The organism is Streptococcus sp. CCH5-D3 (assembly GCF_001556435.1).
In the GTDB taxonomy this organism is placed as follows: domain Bacteria; phylum Bacillota; class Bacilli; order Lactobacillales; family Streptococcaceae; genus Streptococcus.
Genome location: NZ_LSIW01000058.1, coordinates 73,142 through 95,296 on the forward strand (window position 1 = coordinate 73,142; position 22,155 = coordinate 95,296).

General features: G+C 40.1%; 20 protein-coding genes, 1 tRNA gene and 1 pseudogene. 1 reads left to right on the plus strand and 21 read right to left on the minus strand.

Translation table 11 applies throughout. The features are described 5' to 3' along the window. Positions 1–27: 27 nt before the first annotated feature. From thrC to treP, 7 genes and pseudogenes are all read right to left on the minus strand, one after another. Positions 28–1,512, minus strand: coding sequence for a threonine synthase (thrC, locus tag AX662_RS03120; protein ID WP_060971600.1), 1,485 nt, complete (start codon positions 1,510–1,512; stop codon positions 28–30). Between the two features lie 159 nt (positions 1,513–1,671). Next, complete coding sequence (locus tag AX662_RS03125) at positions 1,672–2,649, minus strand: hypothetical protein (protein WP_060971601.1); 978 nt, start codon at positions 2,647–2,649, stop codon at positions 1,672–1,674. 25 nt (positions 2,650–2,674) lie between these two features. After that, the gene (locus tag AX662_RS03130) at positions 2,675–3,520 is read right to left on the minus strand and encodes a hypothetical protein (RefSeq protein WP_060971602.1); all 846 of its coding nucleotides are present in this window, start codon (positions 3,518–3,520) and stop codon (positions 2,675–2,677) included. A 160-nt stretch (positions 3,521–3,680) separates the two neighbouring features. Then, positions 3,681–6,293, minus strand: a pseudogene (gene adhE, locus AX662_RS03135) (bifunctional acetaldehyde-CoA/alcohol dehydrogenase); the annotation flags it as partial. 115 nt (positions 6,294–6,408) lie between these two features. Then, positions 6,409–8,304, minus strand: coding sequence for a M13 family metallopeptidase (locus AX662_RS03140; protein ID WP_060971604.1), 1,896 nt, complete (start codon positions 8,302–8,304; stop codon positions 6,409–6,411). A gap of 81 nt (positions 8,305–8,385) precedes the next feature. Next, complete coding sequence (treC, locus tag AX662_RS03145; RefSeq protein WP_060971605.1) at positions 8,386–10,011, minus strand: alpha,alpha-phosphotrehalase; 1,626 nt, start codon at positions 10,009–10,011, stop codon at positions 8,386–8,388. A gap of 63 nt (positions 10,012–10,074) precedes the next feature. After that, positions 10,075–12,054 carry a PTS system trehalose-specific EIIBC component gene (treP, locus tag AX662_RS03150; RefSeq protein WP_060971606.1) on the minus strand — a complete coding sequence of 660 codons (1,980 nt, stop codon included), beginning with the start codon at positions 12,052–12,054 and terminating at the stop codon, positions 10,075–10,077. A gap of 156 nt (positions 12,055–12,210) precedes the next feature. On the opposite strand from treP, the gene treR reads away from it, so the two are divergent. Beyond that, entirely contained in the window at positions 12,211–12,921 is a 711-nt protein-coding gene (treR, locus tag AX662_RS03155) for a trehalose operon repressor (protein ID WP_060971607.1), read from the plus strand. Between the two features lie 53 nt (positions 12,922–12,974). Here the strand turns inward: treR and AX662_RS03160 are convergent, their stop codons facing one another. The 14 genes from AX662_RS03160 to secY all read right to left on the minus strand — a co-directional run bounded on the left by AX662_RS03160 (position 12,975) and on the right by secY (position 22,155). Continuing rightward, on the minus strand, positions 12,975–13,535 hold the full coding sequence (locus AX662_RS03160) for a TIGR01440 family protein (protein ID WP_014632528.1): 561 nt from the start codon (positions 13,533–13,535) through the stop codon (positions 12,975–12,977). A gap of 15 nt (positions 13,536–13,550) precedes the next feature. Continuing rightward, positions 13,551–13,889, minus strand: coding sequence for a hypothetical protein (locus AX662_RS10290; protein WP_073689700.1), 339 nt, complete (start codon positions 13,887–13,889; stop codon positions 13,551–13,553). A 32-nt stretch (positions 13,890–13,921) separates the two neighbouring features. Beyond that, complete coding sequence (locus tag AX662_RS03165) at positions 13,922–14,278, minus strand: hypothetical protein (RefSeq protein ID WP_002892073.1); 357 nt, start codon at positions 14,276–14,278, stop codon at positions 13,922–13,924. Positions 14,279–14,578: 300 nt separating this feature from the next. Beyond that, on the minus strand, positions 14,579–15,460 hold the full coding sequence (locus tag AX662_RS03170; protein WP_002885816.1) for a class II fructose-bisphosphate aldolase: 882 nt from the start codon (positions 15,458–15,460) through the stop codon (positions 14,579–14,581). A gap of 145 nt (positions 15,461–15,605) precedes the next feature. Further along, a tRNA-Leu gene (locus tag AX662_RS03175) sits at positions 15,606–15,691 on the minus strand. Positions 15,692–15,883: 192 nt separating this feature from the next. Further along, positions 15,884–17,179: a hypothetical protein gene (locus tag AX662_RS03180; RefSeq protein ID WP_060971608.1), complete on the minus strand. Its 1,296-nt coding sequence runs from the start codon at positions 17,177–17,179 to the stop codon at positions 15,884–15,886. Between the two features lie 248 nt (positions 17,180–17,427). Next, positions 17,428–17,814 carry a 50S ribosomal protein L17 gene (rplQ, locus tag AX662_RS03185; RefSeq protein WP_002885709.1) on the minus strand — a complete coding sequence of 129 codons (387 nt, stop codon included), beginning with the start codon at positions 17,812–17,814 and terminating at the stop codon, positions 17,428–17,430. Positions 17,815–17,831: 17 nt separating this feature from the next. Beyond that, on the minus strand, positions 17,832–18,770 hold the full coding sequence (locus tag AX662_RS03190) for a DNA-directed RNA polymerase subunit alpha (protein ID WP_002885793.1): 939 nt from the start codon (positions 18,768–18,770) through the stop codon (positions 17,832–17,834). A gap of 48 nt (positions 18,771–18,818) precedes the next feature. After that, a complete protein-coding gene (gene rpsK, locus AX662_RS03195; protein ID WP_002885718.1) occupies positions 18,819–19,202 on the minus strand; it encodes a 30S ribosomal protein S11 in 384 nt (127 codons plus the stop codon). Between the two features lie 26 nt (positions 19,203–19,228). Continuing rightward, positions 19,229–19,594 carry a 30S ribosomal protein S13 gene (rpsM, locus tag AX662_RS03200; protein WP_002885820.1) on the minus strand — a complete coding sequence of 122 codons (366 nt, stop codon included), beginning with the start codon at positions 19,592–19,594 and terminating at the stop codon, positions 19,229–19,231. 17 nt (positions 19,595–19,611) lie between these two features. Beyond that, complete coding sequence (gene rpmJ / locus AX662_RS10295; RefSeq protein WP_000868345.1) at positions 19,612–19,728, minus strand: 50S ribosomal protein L36; 117 nt, start codon at positions 19,726–19,728, stop codon at positions 19,612–19,614. Between the two features lie 25 nt (positions 19,729–19,753). After that, positions 19,754–19,972 carry a translation initiation factor IF-1 gene (infA, locus tag AX662_RS03205; RefSeq protein WP_001040189.1) on the minus strand — a complete coding sequence of 73 codons (219 nt, stop codon included), beginning with the start codon at positions 19,970–19,972 and terminating at the stop codon, positions 19,754–19,756. A 117-nt stretch (positions 19,973–20,089) separates the two neighbouring features. Then, a complete protein-coding gene (locus tag AX662_RS03210) occupies positions 20,090–20,728 on the minus strand; it encodes an adenylate kinase (protein ID WP_002887048.1) in 639 nt (212 codons plus the stop codon). Positions 20,729–20,859: 131 nt separating this feature from the next. Then, complete coding sequence (secY, locus tag AX662_RS03215) at positions 20,860–22,155, minus strand: preprotein translocase subunit SecY (RefSeq protein WP_002892081.1); 1,296 nt, start codon at positions 22,153–22,155, stop codon at positions 20,860–20,862.

Genomic DNA, 22,155 nt, shown 5'->3' on the forward strand with positions numbered 1-22,155 from the left:
GATTTCTCAGCTCCTATTTTTTTATTCTTATACACCAAGATAGCTTTCAACTGCTTTTTGCATATCAGCTGCCGCAACAACTGTTTTATGGCGAACTTCCGCATGTTCAAGTCCATCTACAGCAGCTGGGATAGCTACACCTGAAAGTTGGTGCAAATCTTCCACTGCTTTGAAATCATCCCCACTGTCTTTACCAGTGACAGCTGAAATAGCCACACGTGGGAATTTATATGGGCTAGCTGTTGAAGCGATAACTGTAGGGGTGTGGTCATCTGTCTTTTGAACATATGCTTCGTAAACAGCTGAGGCAACCGCTGTATGAGGATCTTCGATATACTTGTTTTCATCATAGACACGTTTGATTTCAGCAGCTGTTTCATCCTCAGTTGCAAAACCTGCTGCAAACAAATCAAGAATATCTTTATCTGCACCAGCCAAAGTATACTCGCCCTTAGTCACAAGTGCATCCATGAGCTCTTTAGTCTTAGCAGCATCATTACCAAGAAGGTGGAAAATCAAGCGTTCCAAGTTAGAAGATACCAAGATATCCATAGAAGGACTTGTCGTTACCTTGAAGTCACGTTTCTTGTCATAAGTACCCGTTGCGAAGAAGTCTGTGAGGACGTTATTTTCATTAGAGGCACAGATTAATTTGCCAACCGGAACACCAATCTGACGTGCATAATAAGCCGCCAAGATATTACCAAAGTTTCCTGTTGGTACTGTGAAGTTAACCTTATCTCCGTTTTGGATATGACCTGCCTTAACCAACTGCGCATAGGCATATACATAGTAAACCACTTGTGGTACCAAACGACCGACGTTCATTGAGTTAGCTGATGAGAATTGCGTATGATGAGCCAACAATTTCTCACGCAAGTCAACATCATTAAACATACGTTTCACATCGGTTTGGGCATCATCAAAGTTACCATCAATGGCAATAACGTGAGTGTTAGCTCCTGTTTGAGTGGTCATTTGCAATTCTTGGATTTTTGAAACACCGTCTTTTGGATAAAAGACAATAATTTCAGTTCCAGGAACATCTGCAAAACCAGCCATAGCAGCCTTACCAGTATCACCTGATGTCGCTGTCAAGATAACAATCTTATTATCAACACCTTGCTTTTTAGCTGATGTTGTTAGCAAGTAAGGCAAGATTGAAAGGGCCATATCTTTGAAAGCGATAGTAGAACCATGGAAAAGTTCAAGGTTGTAGTGGTTCTTAAGTTTAGCTACTGGTGCAATAGCAGCTGTATCAAACTTGTCGTCATAAGCATTTGTGATACAGTAATCTAATTCCTCTTCCGTAAAATCATCCAAGAAAGCTGACAAGACCAATTTAGCAACTTCTTGGTAAGAAGCGTCTTTCAATTGATCAAAGTCCAAAGTAACCTCAGGTGTTGACAATGGTGTGAACAAGCCACCATCTGTTGCCAAACCTTGAAGAATAGCTTGACTAGCAGTTACTTTATTATTTTCGTCACGTGTTGATTGGTATACAAGTGTCATGGTAAATCCTCTTTTTAGATAGTCTGTGGCTCTATTGTAGCATAATTGTCAGAATATTTCTACACGTATTGTGACTTGTGAGAAAATCATTCGGATATCACGTTATTCTCTTCCCTCAAAGACATGAAAAAATCCGGAATAGCGATTCCGGATGTCATTTTAAAATTTATCTTTGGTGTCATTCTTAGTTGAGAAAGTAATATCTTTTGATTTACCATCACCACTAAGCGTTACTTTCTTGTCTTTTTTAGTCACTTTTAGCTCTTGACCTTTTTTCACATTGAGACCATCGATATCAACATCTTTGTTGACAGAAGTAACAGTCATCTTATGCCCCAAGCGACTAACCTTCCCTTTGAAAAGGGTTGTTGTTGTTTCGCCTGTCTTCGAATCATACTTTTGACCATTATCTTTCGCAGCTTTTTCAAGAGCTTCATCAAGTTCTTTTTCTATGGTTTCCTCACTATAATAGTTTTCAAAGGAATCTCCATAGAAGGCTTTAAATAAATCTCCAAAGGCTGAGAAGGACTTCTGAACCCTCTCACGATAGTCCTTGATATAGGTTTTCTTATCAAAAGTATAGCTAGCAGTCACCTTCGCATTGCTACCTTTTACTTTCATGGTTACAGCAGTATCTTTAAAGTACTTTTCAAGCTCCTTACTATCCAAGTCTGTCAAACTTTCAGACATGCTTGAGCTATACTCTCTACCTAGAGAACTACTGTACCATTTGCCATCAATATTACCTGTCACATAACGGTAAGTCATAAAGCCACCGATACATAAGAAGACAAGGACTATTGCTGACAAAACTGAGACTAGGATGCGTTTTTTCTTTTTGGGATCCATTGGTTTTTTAGGAGCCAAATTTGCCACAGCTGCTTGTCCTTCTGGAAAAGGAACCGTAGAAGGTGCAGTTGCTGTTACTACTGGTGCCGTTTCAGTTGGTAGAGGACTAGTACTTGTCTCGACGATTTCTGCCTCAACCTTAATAGGTTCAGTAGTAGCTGTATCTTCAGTTTTAGCCGGTGCTTCATTAACAAACTCCCCAGCTTTCAAAGCATCCGCCATTTCCTGAACACTCGGCTTGCGTCCGTTTACCGTTTCAAAATAGTCCAACCATTCTGCTCTTGTCATTTATATTCCCCTTTAATTTCCTTTTTTATTTATTTTTTGTAAAGCTAATGTCACCAAATTCACTGTGTGCCTTAATAGTAAAGCCTCCATTGTTAGGCGTATAATCTAATACATCACCTTTTTTAAAAGCATCTGAATCTCCAGCCTTATCCACAGTGATTGTTTGCTCCCAACGGTTAATATCACCCGTAAAAGCAGTTGTTGTGACACGACCGGTTTTGGCATCGTAGGTATAACTCTTTGGAAGTTCTTTCTTCACTGTCTCATCAAACTGTTTATAGTAGTCTTTTTCTGACAATGAATAACTATCAAAAACCTCCGAGAACTCCTCACCGTACTGACCTTTCAATTCAGTAACTCTACTCTGGTAAGCCTGATAAAGACCTTTACGATTGTAAACAAAGCTCACTTTTAAGTGAGCCTTATTGTCAGTAATACTCATTACTGTATTGATATCTGTGATAAGATCTTGACCTTGTGGTAAAGCATTACTAACTTTATTCTTAGTATTAGCAGTATCTTTCAGAGTGGCTAACATTTTCTCACTAAAGGTTGGGCTTGTCCAATCGCCCTCAATGCTTGCGGCTCGATAACGGTATCCCATCACGAGACAAACAATCAAAAGTATGGTGAGTATCGCTGCAATCACACCTGATACCATCCCCACAATATTCTTTGAGGTTACTGGCTCCTTTGATTCTTTTACTTGTTGACTAGGATTGAATTGAACACTCACCATCCTATCAGCATTAAACTCTTTAAACTTATTAGTCGCTCTATTCCCTGCTGCAGAAGCCACTGGTGGCATCAATTCACGAGACTTGAGAGGATGTGCTGTTTCACCCAAACTAAGCCCTTCTTCTTTTGTCATAGGAATCTCCTTATCTCGCTGTAAGGTTATTATAACAATTCTTAAAGCGTTTTTCTATCTTATTCGGGAAAGTCCTTTATTTTTAATTTGGATAAACACTCTAATATAGATGGTTTCTAGCAAAAAAAGTAGCCCTTATAGAGCTACTTTAGTCTATCGCTTATCCTTTATAATCAAAGGCAATTTCGATGATTTCTTTCAATTCTGAAATAAGTGGTTCTTTCGGATTAGCTGTTGTACATTGGTCTTCATAAGCATGTTCGGCCAAAGTATAGGCAGTGTCTTGAAGAAGTTTCTTAGTAACACCTTGTCCCTTCCAGTTCATGGCAATACCAACGGAAATACCCAATTCGTATACTTTTTGTGCCAAAACTTCAACCAATTCAGCATCTGATTGCTTGTCAGTACCCCATCCCATGAAACGAGCGATATCTGCGTAATCTTTGTCTGCACGGAAGTAGTCATATTTAGGGAACATAGCGTGTTTTTGAGGATCACGACCGTTGTAACGGATAACGTGAGGCATCAAAATCGCATTAGTACGTCCGTGTGGAATGTCAAACATAGGACCAACCTTATGAGCTAGTGAGTGGTTGATACCAAGGAAGGCATTGGCGAAGGCCATACCAGCCATTGTTGACGCATTATGCATTTTTTCACGTGATTCTTCATCACCAAAGCGGTAAGAATGTTCAAGATTTTCAAAAACAAGTTTAATCGCTTGAAGTGAAAGCCCACGTGTATAGTCGCTAGCCATGACTGATACATAAGATTCAATGGCGTGAGTCAAAACGTCCATACCTGTATCTGCTGTAACGCTGGCAGGTACACTCATAACCAAAGCAGGGTCAACGATAGCAATGTCCGGAGTCAAAGCATAATCTGCCAATGGGTACTTGATATGAGTTTCACTATCAGTGATAACCGCAAATGACGTTACTTCTGAACCTGTCCCTGAAGTTGTTGGGATACAGATGAATTGTGTCTTCTGAGCGTAAGGAATCTTGTAAGTACGTTTACGGATATCCAAGAATTTTTGTTTAGCACCGAAGAAGCTTACATCTGGGTGTTCAAAGAACATCCACATAGCCTTAGCAGCGTCCATTGCAGAACCACCACCAAGAGCGATGATTACATCTGGTTGGAAATCTACAAAGCGTTCCAAACCTTTATAAACGGTATTAGTAGATGGGTTTGGCTCAACATCTGAGAAAACATCTACTGCCGGTCTGTGGCGGTTAAGTTCCAATTGGCGTTTAACCAAGTCTGCATAACCAAACTGAACCATACCAGGGTCACAAACCAACATCACGCGCTCAGCTTCAATGTGACGCAGGTAAGTTATTGAATCTTTTTCGAAGAAGATTTTTGGTGGGACGCGAAACCATTGCATGTTATTGCGACGCTTTGACAATGTTTTAACATTCAAGAGATCAAATGAGCTAACATTGTGTGACACTGAGTTATGACCGTGTGAACCACAACCAAGAGTCAATGATGGGATCATGTTATTGTAGATATTACCGATACCACCTTCAGCTGATGGGCTATTAACCAAGACACGGCAGGCTTTCATGCGGATACCGTATTGGAGTTGGAGCTCTTCATTTTCAGTGTGGATAACAGCGGTGTGTCCAAGACCACCCAAATTGAGCATGCCTTCTGCTTTTTTGAATCCATCTTCAACACCATCAGATTTGATAAGAGCAAGTACTGGAGACAATTTTTCCAAGGCAAGTGGATATTCCATTGTTGCATCTGGAATTTCTGCCAAAAGCATTTTTGTACCTGCAGGAACTTTAAGGCCAGCTTTTTCAGCAATTTCAATAGCTGAGTGACCTACAATGGCACCATTTACAGCTGTACGCGCTTCATTAAGAACGACTTTTTCCAATTTAGCAATATCAGCTTTTTTAGAAATGATGACACATTGATGTGCTTCAAATTCAGCCTTAACTTCGTCATAAATAGCTGCATCAACGATAGCTGCTTGTTCAGACGCACAAATCATACCATTATCAAAAGTTTTTGAAACGATGATATCGTTGACCGCACGTTTAACCTTAGCATCAGCAGCGATATAAGATGGGACGTTTCCAGCTCCTACACCAAGCGCTGGTTTACCAGTTGAATAAGCAGCCTTAACCATTCCAGGTCCACCAGTCGCAAGTACTGTGGCAATCTTAGGATGGTTCATCAAAAGACCAGTTGCTTCGATAGATGGCTCTTCAATCCACTGGATGCAGTCCTTAGGTGCACCTGCTTCAATAGCTGCATCACGAACAATACGAGCAGCCTCTGCAGATGATTTCTGAGCTGATGGGTGGAAGGCAAAGATGATAGAGTTACGTGTCTTAAGAGCAATGAGGGCTTTGAAAATGGTTGTTGAAGTTGGGTTAGTTGTTGGTGTAACCCCACAGATAACACCAACCGGCTCAGCGATAGAAACCAAACCTTGTTCTTTATCTTCAGCAATAACGCCTACAGTTTTGTCATATTTAATACTATTCCAAATGTATTCAGAAGCATACATGTTCTTGATGGCTTTATCTTCGTAAACGCCGCGCCCTGTTTCATCAACGGCCAATTTCGCCAAATACATGTGTTTATCTAGAGCAGCAATCGCAGCTTGGTGAACAATATGGTCCACTTGCTCCTGCGTAAAGTTAGCCATAGCATCAAGGGCTTCAACCCCTTTTGTTGCCAATTCATCTATTACTGTTTGAACATCTTTAGTTTGTTTAGTCATATGAAACTCCTTTGAATACTTGTTAAAAACTTCACAAGCTTTAACACAAGTATATTATATCGTTTTCTAGACACTATGTAAACCCTTACAGTGATAAAAATAAAGAAATCCGTCCATTTTTGGACAGATTTCATCATTATTACCAAATAATCACGCGATCTTCTGGGGCACGCCACATGCCGTCGCCCTCTTTAACGTCAAATTCCTTGTGGAATTCGTCGAAGTTTGGTAGTTGAACATTGGTACGGAGTTTTCCTGGTGCGTGGACATCAACACTTGCAAGAAGTTGCATATATTCTGTCCGAGCTTTCATGCGCCAGATGCGAGCAAAGTTGGTGAAGAATTCTTCTGCTGAGAAGTCTGCTTCTTTCTTAGCGGCTTCAAGGGCTGCAGCGATGCCTCCAAGGTCCGCTACGTTTTCAGAAACAGTCAATTTCCCATTAATCTTAGCACCATAAGAATCTTGGCCTTCAAACTGATCGATAACTTTTTGGGTACGAGCGGTAAAGGCTTCGTAATCTTCTGGCTTCCACCAGTCTTTCAAGCTACCATTCTCATCAAAGGAAGCACCATTGGTATCAAAGGCGTGGGAAATTTCATGAGCAATGACCGCTCCAATTCCACCGTAGTTAGCTGAGGAAGATTGATGAAGGTCATAGAAAGGTGCCTGTAGGATCGCTGCTGGGAAGACGATTTGGTTTTGTTGCGGATCATAGTAGGCATTGACCATATTAGCCGGCATATGCCATTCGCTCCGATCGACTGGTTGGTTCCACTTGCTCCAGCTATGAGCAATGGAAATTTGATATAATTTTTGAGCATTTTCCACCAAGGTCTTGCTTTCGTCGATGATCTTCTTGGCGTAAGTTTCTGGTAATTTTTCAGGGTAACCGATGTGTGGTGTGATGACATTGAGCTTGACAATGGCTTTTTCGCGGGTTTCAGGAGCGAGCCAATCTGCTTTTTCCAGACGATCCTTGTAAACCTCAATCATAGTTGCAACTTTATGCTCTACGTCTGCTTTTGCTTCTGGTGAGAATTTTTCACCTGCATACCAGAGTCCAAGTGCCTGGCTATAGGGTACTTCTGCTATTGATAAGGCTGCTTTTTCTTTTGGACGAGGTTCTGGAATACCTGCAATCGTACGACTATATTCACCAGCCAAAACACGGATTTCTTCCGTTAAAAATAGAGTCCAAGAAAGAGCTGCGCCGAGTTTCAATGCAGCATGAAGGGTCTCCCAGTTGGCTGCTGAGTAGTGTTTTGGCGCAAATTCCTTCCAGAAACGCTCTTCCGGCACGATGATTTTATCTGGTGTTTGTCCAATTACTTCTGTAAAGAAGGTCTCGAGTGGCAATTCTGGAACCAAGGTCTTGAAATCTTCCCACTCATATGGATGGTAAAGTTTGTTGTACTCGGATCTTTCTTCATTTGACAAGACATACTTAGCCAATTCTGCATCTGCTGCAATCACTTTATCCAGAATATCTTTGATTTCTTCCTCTGAGAAATCAAATTTAGATAAGAGTTTTTCCATCATTTGGCGCCAGATAGCCAGTAATTCTGGACCTTTTTCGTTGCCTTCTTCATAATAGGTCGTATCTGGCAAGATGAGAGCCGGTGCTTCTCCCCACAAGACATTCATTTGGGCATTCTTAAAGTCTGGCGACACGCTAAATGGCAAGAGATTGGGTTTGCCAGCTAGTTCATAGGTGCCCAACTTGCTGGTATAGTCTTCAAAAGAAGACAGAGCCTTGATTTCATTGATCAAGGGCATGGCTGGAGCCACACCAGCTGCTTCTCGTGCATCAAAATCAGCTACCATCTTGTGGTATTTGACAAAGTTTTGCAGAATGCTATCTTCGGGTAATTCTTCTCCCCGTTGCCATTTTCCGGTAATATCCAACATCAAGTTTTCGATATCTCGATCCAAGTCCATAAAACCACCAGTCGAAGGTTTATCATCTGGAATGACTGCTGTCTTAGCCCATTTCCCATTGACGTATTCATAAAAATCATCTTGTAAGCGTGTCATTACACTTCCTCCATCAACATTAAAAGTGCTTTCATTATAACAAAATTCCCCAGCAAAAGCATTTACTGAGGAAAGTTTGGCTTATTTTACTAAGATTGCTAGGGTTTGATAAGGCTTAAGACTTACCTTTTCAGCAAGCTCTGCATCATCATAGTTTGACAAGAGCACGCGCCCTGCTTGGTATTCTTCTGGAATCTCCACTTCAGCTTCACTTCCATAGAAATTATTGAGTACCAAGAGTTTTTGATCGTCTAAGTAGCGTTCAAAGGCGTAGACTTGTTGACTATCCTCAAATGCTGGCTGATAGCTTCCTTCTGAAATGATAGGCATTTCTTTGCGTAAGCGAATCAATTCTTTATAGAATTTAAAGATTGGTCCATCGATTTCATTTTCAACGTTGATGTCTTTATAAGATTTACCGACTTTCAACCATGGAGTGCCTGTTGAAAAACCTGCATTCTCAGAAGCATCCCATTGCATTGGCGTACGCGAATTATCTCGTGACTTAGCTTGGATAATCTTAAAGGCTTCCTCAGGAGACTTACCTTGATCCAAAAGCATCTGGTAGGCATTGATGGATTCCACATCCACGTAATCTGCCATAGAATCATAATCTGGATCAATCATCCCGATTTCTTCGCCCATGTAGATATAAGGTGTTCCACGTGATAGGTGAATACTAGCTGCTAGCATGGTCGCTCCTTCATTACGGAAGTTCTTGATATCCACAAAGCGATTCAAGGCACGAGGTTGGTCATGGTTATTCCAGAAAAGGGCACTCCAACCACCTCGTTCACTCATTTCCTTGCCCCATGTATGGTAAAGACGTTTGAGCTCTTCAAAATCAAAGAGAGTAATGGTCCATTTTTGACCATCTTCATAATCTACTTTAAGATGATGGAAGTTAAAGGCCATAGACAACTCGTGACGCTCCGGTGCTGAATAAAGAACACAGTTGTCAATTGTTGTCGATGACATCTCTCCAACTGTCATAAAGCTATCATCAGAACCAAAGGTCGCTTCATTCATCATACGAAGATAGTCATGGACAATTGGTTTATCCGTATAAGCTGGTTTCCCTTCATTTTCAGGGCAATCCACTAAGACTTCATCTTTCCCAATCAAATTGATCACATCGAAACGGAAGCCTTTGACTCCCTTGTCACGCCAGAAGTTGACCACCTTGAACAACTCCTTGCGGACATTGGGATTGCACCAATTAAGGTCCGCCTGTGTTTCATCAAAGAGGTGAAGATAGTATTTCCCTGTATCTCCAAAAGGAGCCCAGGCAGAACCACCAAATTTAGACAACCAATCGGTTGGTTGGTCCTGAATAAAGAAGAAATCTTGATAATACTGGTCTCCAGCCAAAGCTTTTTGGAACCACTCATGCTCCGTTGAGCAATGGTTGAGCACCATATCTAGCATGAAATCAATCTTGTGCTCTTTTCCGACACGGACCAGTTCTTCAAAATCAGTCATGTCTCCAAAGACAGGGTTAACGGCTGTATAGTCTGAAATATCGTAACCATTGTCACGTTGTGGGCTCGGATAGAAAGGATTGAGCCAAACCATATCCACGCCTAACTCTGATAGATAAGGAATTTTTTCAATGATGCCTCTGAAATCACCGATTCCATTTCCTGTAGTGTCCTTATATGATTTTGGATAAATTTGGTATACAACCTTTGTTTTATCTAATGCCATGTGATTTTTCCTCTTTTGTCCTTTATATGTAGAGGTGGAACCATAACGCCTCCACCCCTTAACTTATTTTGTTCGATGAGCAATCATGAGAGCATCACCACGTTTGATATCACGTGGAAGATCCCCTTCAACATCTGCTTGGAAATCATCTTGATTTGTAATGATAACTGGAGTCTCAGTGACCAAACCAGCCTTTTTAATAACATCCATATCAAAACTAATCAATTGTTGACCAACAACAACTTTATCACCTTGTTCAACATGAGCCACAAAACCTTTTCCGTCAAGGCTAACAGTATCCATACCAATGTGCATTAGCATTTCAATACCTTCTTCAGAAACGATGCCTACGGCGTGCTTAGTTGGGAAGAGTACTGTCACTGTACCATTTACTGGTGAAACCAATTCGCCTTGACTTGGTTCGATGACTACCCCCTGTCCCATGACACCTGATGAGAAAACTGGGTCTGTTGCTTGGCTAAGTGGTTTAACTTGACCAGCAAGTGGGCTAACAACCTCTGCTGATTCAGCAAGAACTGTTGGAGTTGCAGTATGTGATGCAAATTCAGCCTCTTCTTGAGCTGCAAATTCTTCCTTAAGTTCTATGTCATCTTCTGTCTTAGTAAAGAGACCCGCCTTGCGGAAGAAGAAAGTTAGGACCATAGGTACAATGATAGCAACAAGCATGATTGCTGCAAATGGAATCATATATTTAGGTTGAATTGATAGGATACCAGGCAAACCACCAATACCGATAGAGGCCGCTGTAACGTTAAAGGTTACTGATAGAAGACCTGCGATAGATGAACCAATCATACCCGCAACAAATGGGTAAATATATTTGACGTTAACCCCGAAGAGGGCTGGTTCTGTAACACCAAGATAAGCCGAAATAGTAGCTGGAAGTGAAATTTGAGCCTCACGTTCATCATGACGATGCATAATATAGTAAGCAAAAACAGCTGAACCTTGAGCAATATTTGATAGAGCAATCATAGGCCAAAGAGCTGTTCCACCAGCATCTGCAATTAACTGAGTATCGATAGCATTGGTCATGTGGTGAAGACCAGTAATAACGAACGGCGCATAAAGTGCACCAAAAACAGCACCGAAAAGCCATTTTACAGGACCTGTCAAACCAGCAAGAACCACTGTTGAGAGGGCTTGGCCAATAGTCCAACCAATAGGACCTAAAACAGTATGAGCCAAAATAAGGGCTGGAATCAATGACAAGAACGGTACAAAAATCATTGATACTACTTCTGGTACATGTTTACGCCAGAAAATTTCAAGGTAAGAAAGTGATAAACCAGCAAGAAGGGCAGGAATAACTTGCGCTTGATAACCTATACGATTAACAGTAAAGAATCCAAAATCCCAAACCCAATTCTTAGCAATTTCAGACGCTGGTGTCGATGCTACTGAATAAGCGTTAAGCAATTGTGGTGACACCAGACAGATCCCCAAAACAATTCCAAGAATTTGGCTAGTTCCCATTTTACGAGAAACAGACCAAGTAATACCTACAGGCAAGAATTGGAAAATAGCTTCACCAGGTAGCCATAAGAAATGATTCACACCTGACCAAAACTGCGAAACCTCGGTAATTGTCTTACCGTCAAGCATTGACCAATGCACACCCTCAAGAACATTACGGAAACCAAGAATCAATCCCCCAACGATTAGGGCTGGAATAATAGGTGTAAAGATCTCCGCTAAGGTTGTCATAACACGCTGAACTGGATTTTGGTTGCTCTTGGCAGCTGATTTAGCAGCCTCTTTAGAAACACCTTCAATCCCTGATACAGCTGTGAAATCGTTATAAAAGATTGGCACATCATTACCAATGATAACTTGGAATTGACCTGCATTGGTGAAAGTCCCCTTAACAGCAGGAATGGCTTCGATTGTTTTCACATCTGCCTTCTTGTCATCACCAAGAACGAAACGCATACGCGTCGCACAGTGAGTAACAGCAGTCACATTTTCTTTACCACCGATTGCAACAAGCAGATCTTTAGCTTCTTGTTCAAATTTACCCATTTGAATCTCCTTTTCTTTTTTGACAATATCTGATTAACTTGATAAACTAATCGTAAACGATTACAAATTTGTCTGCAAGTGTTCCGGAATTTTTTTAACATATTTTTTGAAAAAAACATTAGTTGTATGTTTTTTTACCTACAAATGAGGAGAACGATGAAAAAATATCAGATTATTTATAAGGATTTAGAAAAAGCTATCCATGATCAAAAATATCAAGTGGGAGACTTTCTCCCGACCGAGCAAGAACTGGTTCAATCTTACCAGGTTAGTCGAGACACTATACGAAAAGCATTAACCTTACTCGTTGAAGAAGGCTTGGTCAAAAAGATTCATGGCTCTGGCTCCCAGGTTATTAACCAGGAACAAATCAACTTTCCTGTGTCTGACCTTACTAGTTACCAGGAGCTAATAGTACAACAAGGCCTTAATTCGCAAACCAACGTTATTTCTCTGGATAAAATCATCGTTGATTCCAAACTCTCAGAAAGAACTGGGTTTTCTAATAGCCGACAGGTCTGGCGTGTTGTTCGTCAAAGAGTCGTCGATAGCTGCGCCTCTGTTATAGATATTGATTACCTAGATACTAGCCTTGTTCCTCAACTAAACCGTAGCATTGCTGAACACTCTATTTACGACTACATCGAGAATCAGCTCAACCTTAGCATTTCCCACGCCTTTAAAGAAATCACTATTGATAATGCTACCGATCAAGATAAGATTCTTATCGACCTAGGTAAAGACCAGCACGTTGTTTGTATCCGTTCTAAAGTTTATTTAACTAATGGAAAACAGTTCCAATTTACGGAAAGTCGCCACAAACTTGAAAAATTCAAATTTGTCGATTATGCAAAGCGTCGTCATTGAAAGAAAGGGCTCTGCTAACAGAAAAAGTATCGGACAAGAATGTCCGATACTTTTTAGTTTTTACGGATAGGATCTGCTAGATACTCAGCACGAGCTCCACCAATTAACTTAGGACGACTCGCCAAAGCAGTCACATGAGCACCACCTAATTCTGGAGTAATCGGGCGAAGAGGAACTTGGACCCTCTTCACATGCATACCAATAGAGGTATCCCCAATATCGATACCAGCCTGAGCGACAATTTCCTCCACCTCAACAGGATCCTTCATATAGTCGAAAGCAGCCAGCTGACCACTTCCCCCAGCATGCAAGGTCGGAAGAACATTAACAATTTCCAAATCTTTAGCCATGGCGAGCTCACGCTCAACAACCAAAGCACGATTCAGATGTTCGCAGCCTTGAACAGCCAAGTAAATTCCTTTAGGTTCCAAAACTTCAAGAATCGTTTTCACAATTCGTTGGCCAATTTCACGGCTAGAGGCTTTTCCGATTATCCCACCAGCGACCTCACTGGAAGACAATCCCAAGACAAAGATAGCTCCTCGCCCAATAGCGGAACGTTCAACAATATCTTCTACAAGCACACGTGTCTTCTCTTCTAAATCTAGCAACATCACAACAGCCCTCCTTTAGACAACAGCTGTATTCAGGATTCGCACAATAAGATAGTACAGAATCACAAAAAAGATAAGGAAAAATACCCCTAATAATAATAACTGCCCACGGCGTTTCTTACTTAGGTCCCAGGAGAAACCAAATCCCATCAAAAAAGGACCAACACTATAACTTAGCATAAACCATAAATCTACACGTGCTATATGCCAAAAAGAAGAAATAAAGGCCACCAAACCTATTAAGGATAATATCCAAGAAAACTCCCAACGATCTGATTTAGCAAAAGCCAAGCCTATTAAGAAGCAGCCCAAGGCAGGCATGATAATAAATGATAGGGTCATAAAATAAAACATGCCATTATTATAGCATGTTTTACAGTTTCATGTTAGTGGCGGTTAATGACACCATAAGCAATAGTGAATGCAATAGCAGCAATACCTACAACGATTGCCATGACAGCCCAGAAAATAGTCATCGCACGGCGTCCCTTGCGATTGTTAAAAGGAAGTCCCCAACCAATCATGATGACACCTAGCAATCCAAGCCAGATTTTATAAGTGATAACAATCGCCGCATCAAAATAGGCAAAAGCAACCAAACCTAAACCTAGCAAAGAAATCAAATAAGACCACTTACCCTTCAAAAATGAAGGCAAGGCCCAACCAAATAATACTAAACCTAGCAGAGCAAGAGCTCCACCACCAAAAAATACAGGTACAATATAATTATCAAACATATTCATATTATAGCATATCTTAAAAAGTTAGGAAATAGAATCTATCGACCTAAGTGATATCCAATCTTTAAAATTTGTTTCCTCTCAATCACAGATTGATTCGCAGATACTAACTATTTATTTGGGTACAAAAAAACAAGACCCCGAAAGGACCTTGTTTTAATAGCCTAATTGCGCTTTGTTTGCACTACATCTATAATCAAAACGAACTGAAATTTAGAAAGTGTGGCAAATCTGTGGCAAAACATAAGAAAAAGGCTTGTCCATATTGGACAAACCTTTTATTTTCAAGCTTATATAGTCTAATTAAGCTTTGTTTGCTGAACCGAATACGTCGATACGTTCTTCAACAGCTTCTGTAATAGCTTCGAAACCTGGTTTCAAGAATTTACGTGGGTCGAAGAGTTTCTTCTTGTCGTATTCTGCTTCATTTGCTTCGTATTCAGCAACAAATTTACGTGTTGCGTTAGCAAATGCGATTTGACATTCAGTGTTAACGTTAACTTTAGCAACACCAAGTTTGATAGCTTCTTGGATTTGATCATCAGGAATACCTGATCCACCATGCAATACGATTGGGAAGTTAGGAACAGCTTCTGTCAATTTTTGCAAGTGGTCAAGGTGAAGTCCGCTCCAGTTTTCTGGGTAAGGACCGTGGATGTTACCGATACCTGCTGCAAGGAAGTCGATACCAGTTGCAACCATAGCTTTAGCATCTTCGATTGGTGCCAATTCACCATCACCGATGATACCATCTTCTTCACCACCGATTGTACCAACTTCAGCTTCAACTGATACACCGTTAGCGTGTGCAAATTCAACAACTTTAGCTGCTTTTTCAAGGTTTTCTTCAACTGGAAGGTGTGAACCGTCAAACATAACTGAAGTGTAACCTACACGGATACATTCCAAAGCGTCATTGTAGTGACCGTGGTCAAGGTGAATAGCAACTGGTACAGTGATACCCATTGATTCAACCAATTCTTCGATAAGGACTTTACACAATTTGTAACCACCCATGTACTTAGCTGCACCCATAGAAGTTTGGATAAGTACTGGAGCTTGTTTAGCTTCTGCTGCACGCAAGATAGCTTGAGTCCACTCAAGGTTGTTTGTGTTAAATCCACCAACTGCGTAACCATTATCACGAGCTGCTTGGACAAATTTTTCTGCTGAAACGATTGCCATTATAAAGGCCTCCTATATTTTTTTGGGTTTGAACCCGTTTACAAGTTTATTCTATCACAATTGAACTCAAAAAACTAGCTTTTCTACAATTTGTAAGCGTTTTGATTTTTTAATACAAAAAAACCAGTCATGTGACTGGTTACTCTGCGGAAAGAGGGACTTGAACCCTCACGACCTAAAGCGGTCACAGGATCCTTAGTCCTGCGCGTCTGCCAATTCCGCCATTTCCGCTAACAACATTAGTTATTATATCAAGATTGATAACTCGTGTCAATACTTTTTTGAAAGTTTTTTAATAACTTTCTCTTGTCTCTTTCGAAACAACTATTATATAATACCATTTATTGTTTGCTGACGTCAATACTTTTTTGACTTTTTTTAAATTTTTTAGCAAAAACTATCTTTCATATCTCTTGTCAAAGGTTAATCTAAACTCTTATTCAGCCTATCTAATTTCTCTCTAAGGGGAGCTAAGTAAACTTCTTCTCCAAAACCACGCGATTTTAAGCCATCCTCAGCACAAGACAATAACGATTCAGTCAATGGTAAAATCATTTTGAGGTCTGTAGCAGAAATATCTTTTTTCGAAAATAAACGACGAATTCTAGGGTAATCATAGTCAAATGCTTCAAAAAAAGGTGAGTCATTCAAAATATTTTCTAGATTTACCAAATTGACTAAAAGACCAAGGTGAAAGGCTGCTGGCGCAAAGGTTGATGAGAAAGGTTGGGTACATACACTACGAAACTCAATAGTCCCTCGTGTCGTTAAATCTTGGAATTGATAAGAACGGTGAGTCTTAAAATCTTCCTCACTTGGTTCAATAGTGACTACTTCGCCACGAATAGAGTGTACTTTGATAGATGGCGTACTCAGATAGTCTTTAGCGCGTATTGGTTCAAAATAGTAAGTTTCGTCACCACGCTTAGCTGTAAAAATGGCTGTCTCAGACAAGTAAGAAAAATAGTCATCTTCATTCTTAAATACCTTAGGAAATACTCCTGCATTTTCCTCAAACACACCATGCATGGAATTCTCCCAGAAAACATCACGGGAAAGCGCTAAATCCCAATCAGAACCCCAAAACTCAGAGTTTGCCAATAATACTGCCTTGGGTCCCTCTATTTGGTTAAAAGCATTTAAGACTCTTAAATAGGACGTTTTTGAAACATCTAATTGTACCTGACTCCCACAGATGAAAGAAGCATATTCTGGATAATCATGAAAGAAAGGATCGTTCTTTGCTTTAGATAGCTCGAGAAAATCCATAAGCATTTCATAACGAGGAGATTTAACAGGTCTGTTGTCATTTTTTGCCCAGTTTGGATTCACTCCCCAACCTTGCAACTCATGATTATGATTCTGAAGATAGGGTTGGATTATACTGAGGTAAGTATCCAGACGTTCCTCAACCTCAGAAATTCTCTCAGCCTTTGCAAAAGCAAACTCGATCGTATTGTACGAAACTTCAAAAAGAATCATGTCTCCAGAAGCTTTATCGATAAGTTGAATAGGATTATTATCAGAATCATACTTATCAGCTTGAAAATCAAAATTATCCAAGAGATGGACTAGTAACTGTTTTGTAAGAGAGACATCTGTAGCATTACCACTCAAATTAACAACTGGGTATTCCAACTCAATCCCCACAAATAATTCGGGTTGCTCCTTAATTGGCTCATAGTACCTTTGCTTAAGCAGTCCCTTGGCTGTTGTCAAAATAATGTCCCCCTTTTTAAAATAAGCTTATTCCATTATATCAAAATATTCAGACGATTTATAGACAAAAAAACGCCTGCTTACGAAAAATAACCGTATTACCTTTCGTAAACAAGCGTTACATGCTTATTTATTCCCATTTTTATGATGAGTGTTCCCGCTAGGCGTATGCCCAGCGGTAGACCAGAGCTAGACTAAGAAAAGCTAAGCTATTCCATCATCATAACACTCAACAAAATTGATAAAAATTAAACAAGTTCGATGATTGCCATTGGGGCAGCATCGCCACGACGTGGTTCTGTTTTAAGGATACGAGTGTATCCACCGTTACGTTCAGCATAACGAGGTGCGATTTCTGAGAAAAGTTTTTGAAGAGCAGTTGTTGATGTATATTTATCAGTTGCTTCATCATAGCTTTCAGATGCAATTTCGTTACGTACAAATGCAGCTGCTTGACGACGTGCGTGCAAATCACCACGTTTACCAAGAGTGATCATTTTTTCAACTGTTTTACGGATTTCTTTAGCACGTGCTTCAGTTGTAACGATTGCTTCGTTAATGATGAGATCTGTAGTCAAATCACGAAGAACCGCTTTACGTTGTGAGCTTGTGCGTCCAAGTTTACGGTAAGCCATGTTATCCTCCTATATTATTATTTATCGTTTTTGAGTCCAAGTCCAAGATCAGCCAACTTAACTTTGACTTCTTCAAGAGATTTACGACCTAGGTTACGGACTTTCATCATTTCAGGCTCAGTTTTTTCTGTCAAATCATGAACGGTATTAATACCGGCACGTTTCAAACAGTTATATGAGCGTACAGACAAATCAAGTTCTTCGATGGTACGGTCAAGCACCTTTTCATCGTTCACTTTTTCAGTTTCTTTCATTACATCAGTAGCTTTAGCAACATCAGTAAGGTCAGTAAACAAGTTCAAGTGTTCAATCAAAACGCGAGCCGAGAGACCGAGGGCATCTTCAGGGATGATTGTTCCGTTTGTCATGATTTCGATTGTCAATTTATCAAAACCATCATTGCTACCTACACGGGCAGGTTCAACTTGATAATTGACTTTTTTCACTGGTGTGTAGATTGAATCTACAGCCAATGTTCCCACTGGTGCATCATCTTTCTTGTTTTCATCTGCTGGAACATAACCACGGTTTGTAGCTACTGTCATAGTCGCTTTCAAAGAAGCGCCGTCAGCGATAGTGAAAAGATAATGATCAGGGTTAACAATTTCAATGTCGCTATCAGTCAAGATGTCTCCAGCAGTAACTTCAGCTGGACCTTGGACATCAAGTTCAATTGTCTTTTCGTCTTCGACGTAAGATTTTACAGCAAGTCCTTTAATATTAAGGATGATTTGCATCACGTCTTCACGGACGCCTGGTACGGTATCAAATTCGTGGAGTACTCCATCAATCTTAATTGATGTTACGGCAGCACCTGGAAGTGATGACAAAAGTACACGACGAAGAGAGTTACCCAAAGTTGTACCATAACCACGTTCTAGTGGTTCGATGACAAATTTGCCGTAATCTTTATTTTCATCAATTTTTGTTATTATTGGTTTTTCAAACTCAATCATTTATTATACTCCCTCGAAACGAACCTTGTGTACTATTGTTATTAAAGATTACACACGACGACGTTTTGGAGGACGACAACCATTATGTGGTACAGGTGTTACATCACGGATTGCTGTTACTTCAAGACCTGCAGCAGCAAGAGCACGGATAGCAGACTCACGACCTGAACCAGGACCTTTAACAGTTACTTCAACTGTTTTAAGACCATGTTCTTGTGCAGATTTAGCAGCAGCTTCTGAAGCCATTTGTGCAGCAAATGGTGTAGATTTACGAGAACCTTTGAAACCAAGAGCACCAGCTGATGACCATGCTACAGCGTTACCATGCACATCTGTAATCATAACAATAGTGTTATTGAAAGTAGCGTGAATGTGAGCAATACCAGATTCGATATTCTTTTTCACACGACGTTTACGTGTTGGTTTAGCCAATGTTTTTACCTCCTATTTTATTTTAATTATTTTTTCTTACCTGCAATCGCAACAGCTTTACCTTTACGAGTGCGGGCATTGTTTTTAGTGTTTTGTCCACGGACAGGAAGTCCACGACGGTGACGGATACCACGGTATGAACCGATTTCCATCAAACGTTTGATGTTAAGGTTAACTTCACGACGAAGGTCACCTTCAACTTTGATTGCATCCACTTCGCGACGGATAGCGTCTTCTTGATCATTTGTCAAATCTTTAACGCGGATGTCTTCAGAAACGCCTGCAGCAGCCAAGATTTTCTTAGATGTTGCAAGTCCGATACCGTATACGTAAGTAAGTGAAATTACTACACGTTTATCGTTTGGAATGTCAACTCCAGCAATACGAGCCATGATTTCTCCTTTCTATATTATCCTTGACGTTGTTTGTGTTTTGGATTTGTTGGACAAATTACCATAACACGACCGTTACGACGAATAACTTTACAGTATTCGCAAATTGGTTTAACCGATGGTCTTACCTTCATGTTTCAATCCCTCCAATTATTTCGATTATTTAAAGCGGTATGTGATGCGTCCACGTGTCAAATCATAAGGACTCATTTCAACAGTCACACGGTCACCGACCAAAATACGAATGTAGTTTTTACGGATTTTACCAGAAACTGTCGCCAAAATTTGGTGTCCATTTTCCAATTCAACAGTAAACATAGCATTAGGCATAGTTTCTACAACTTTACCTTCAATTTCAATCACGTCTTCTTTTGCCACGCAAAAGTACCCCCTAAAATTTCGATTTGATTTCCTCTGAGCACAGAGGTAACAATTATAAGTCAGACTAAAATATTATAACATGCTTAAGTCTGATACGCAAGTAAGATTATATAATTATTTAATTGCTGCAATCGCTTTTTTAACATCAGCGAATACATCGTCGATATCTTGGTTACCTTGAATATCTGATACAAGACCAAGCTCACGGTAATGTGCAATAATTGGCTCACCTTGAGCAATATTCACATCCAAGCGGCGTTTCACTGTTTCTGGTTTGTCATCTTCACGTTGGTAATAGTCTTCTTCCTTGTAGTCAGCTGGTGGGTTAAATACTTTATGGTAAGTTTCACCTGTTTCGCGGTGAATAATACGACCACTCAAGCGTTCAAGAAGGCAAGATGGATCCACTTCGATATTGATTACTCCCTCAAGCTCCAAACCAAGATCAACCAAGATTTGATCCAAGGCATGAGCTTGTTCGATTGTGCGAGGAAAACCATCCAAAAGGAATCCTTTTTCCTTAATGTCGTCTTGAGCCAAACGCTCTTTAACGATTCCGTTTGTTACTTCATCTGGTACCAATTCACCTTTATCGATGAATGATTTGGCCAATACACCCATTTCTGTTTGGTTAGCCATAGCAGCACGGAACATATCACCAGTTGAGATGTGAGCTACACCAAATTCTTCAACAATTTTTGCAGCTTGAGTCCCTTTACCAGCACCTGGTAGACCCATAATTAAAAGATTCATCTTACGAACTCCTTATTTTTGTTTTCAAATAACTCTATCAAGGTTTTAACACATTGGTAGAGTTATCAAAAAACAAAAGAGAAGGGACAGAAAGTAACCTTTCTTTCCCTCTCAATTGTTCATGAGAAGACTTAGTCTTCAAGATTCATAAATCCAACGTACTGACGTTTCAATAGGTAACCTTCGAGTTGTTTCATACCTTCGATACCAGTTGAAATCAAGATCAAGAGAGATGTACCACCAAGCGCGATTGAGCTTGTAAGGTGCATAAACTGTTGAGCCGCAATTGGAGCCAATGAAATAAACGCGAGAAATACAGCCCCGATTGTTGCCAATCTCTTAAGCAATGAAGACATGTACTTTTCAGTCTCACGACCTGGACGAACACTAGGAATGTAAGACCCATTCTTTTGAAGATTTTCAGCAGTTTTTTCAGGATTTACTTGGACAAATGTGTAGAAGAATGAGAATAAGATAATCAATATCGCATAAGTAATCATTCCACTAGGTGTATTATACGAGAGTAGTCCTTGTAAGTGTGATAACCATGTAACCTTCGAGAAGAATGGAAGAATAGTACTAGGAATTGTTGTAATCGAGCTAGCAAAGATAACGGGAATAACACCAGCTGGATTTACTTTCAATGGAAGGTAAGAACTCGTTGGAGCCCCCTGAACCAATTTAGTATATTGAATTGGAATTTGATATTCTGCCTGTTGAACAAATGTCGTAAAGAAGACAATCGCCAAACCTACCACAATTAACAAAGCAACTATGATATATGAACGAGTCAATTCTCCTGAACGAACATTGACAAAGAAATCCTCGTAAATCGTTGAGAACATTTTTGGAATAGAAGCAATGATCCCTGAAAAGATAATCATTGACACACCATTACCAAAACCTTTATCTGTGATTTGTTCACCAAGCCATGTCACAATTATGCTACCAGCAGTTAGAATTGTCCCAATCAATAGGTAGGTTGAAACATTTGGTGTTTTAACCAATGAAATTGATGAGAGAGTATTAAAACTTGCTGTAATACCAATCGATTGAACAAAGGCTAAAACAAGAGTAATATAGCGAGTCGCTTGGTTCAATTTACGACGACCAACTTCCCCTTGTTTGCCCCACTCCACAAATTTCGGATAGATATCCATCTGTAAAAGTTGGACGATGATTGATGCTGTAATGTAAGGACTAACCCCCATCGAGAAGATTGAGAAGTTATTCATGGCATTACCAGACACCAAGTTAAGCATGTTCAAGAAAGGTAAATCACTTAATTGTTTCAAACTTTCCGCATTGATACCAGGAACTGTTACATGAGTCCCTACACGAAAAACGAAAATAATGAAGATTGTAAATAAAATCTTATTACGAACGTTTTTGACTTTCAATGCGTCTTTTAATAGTTTAAAGAACAT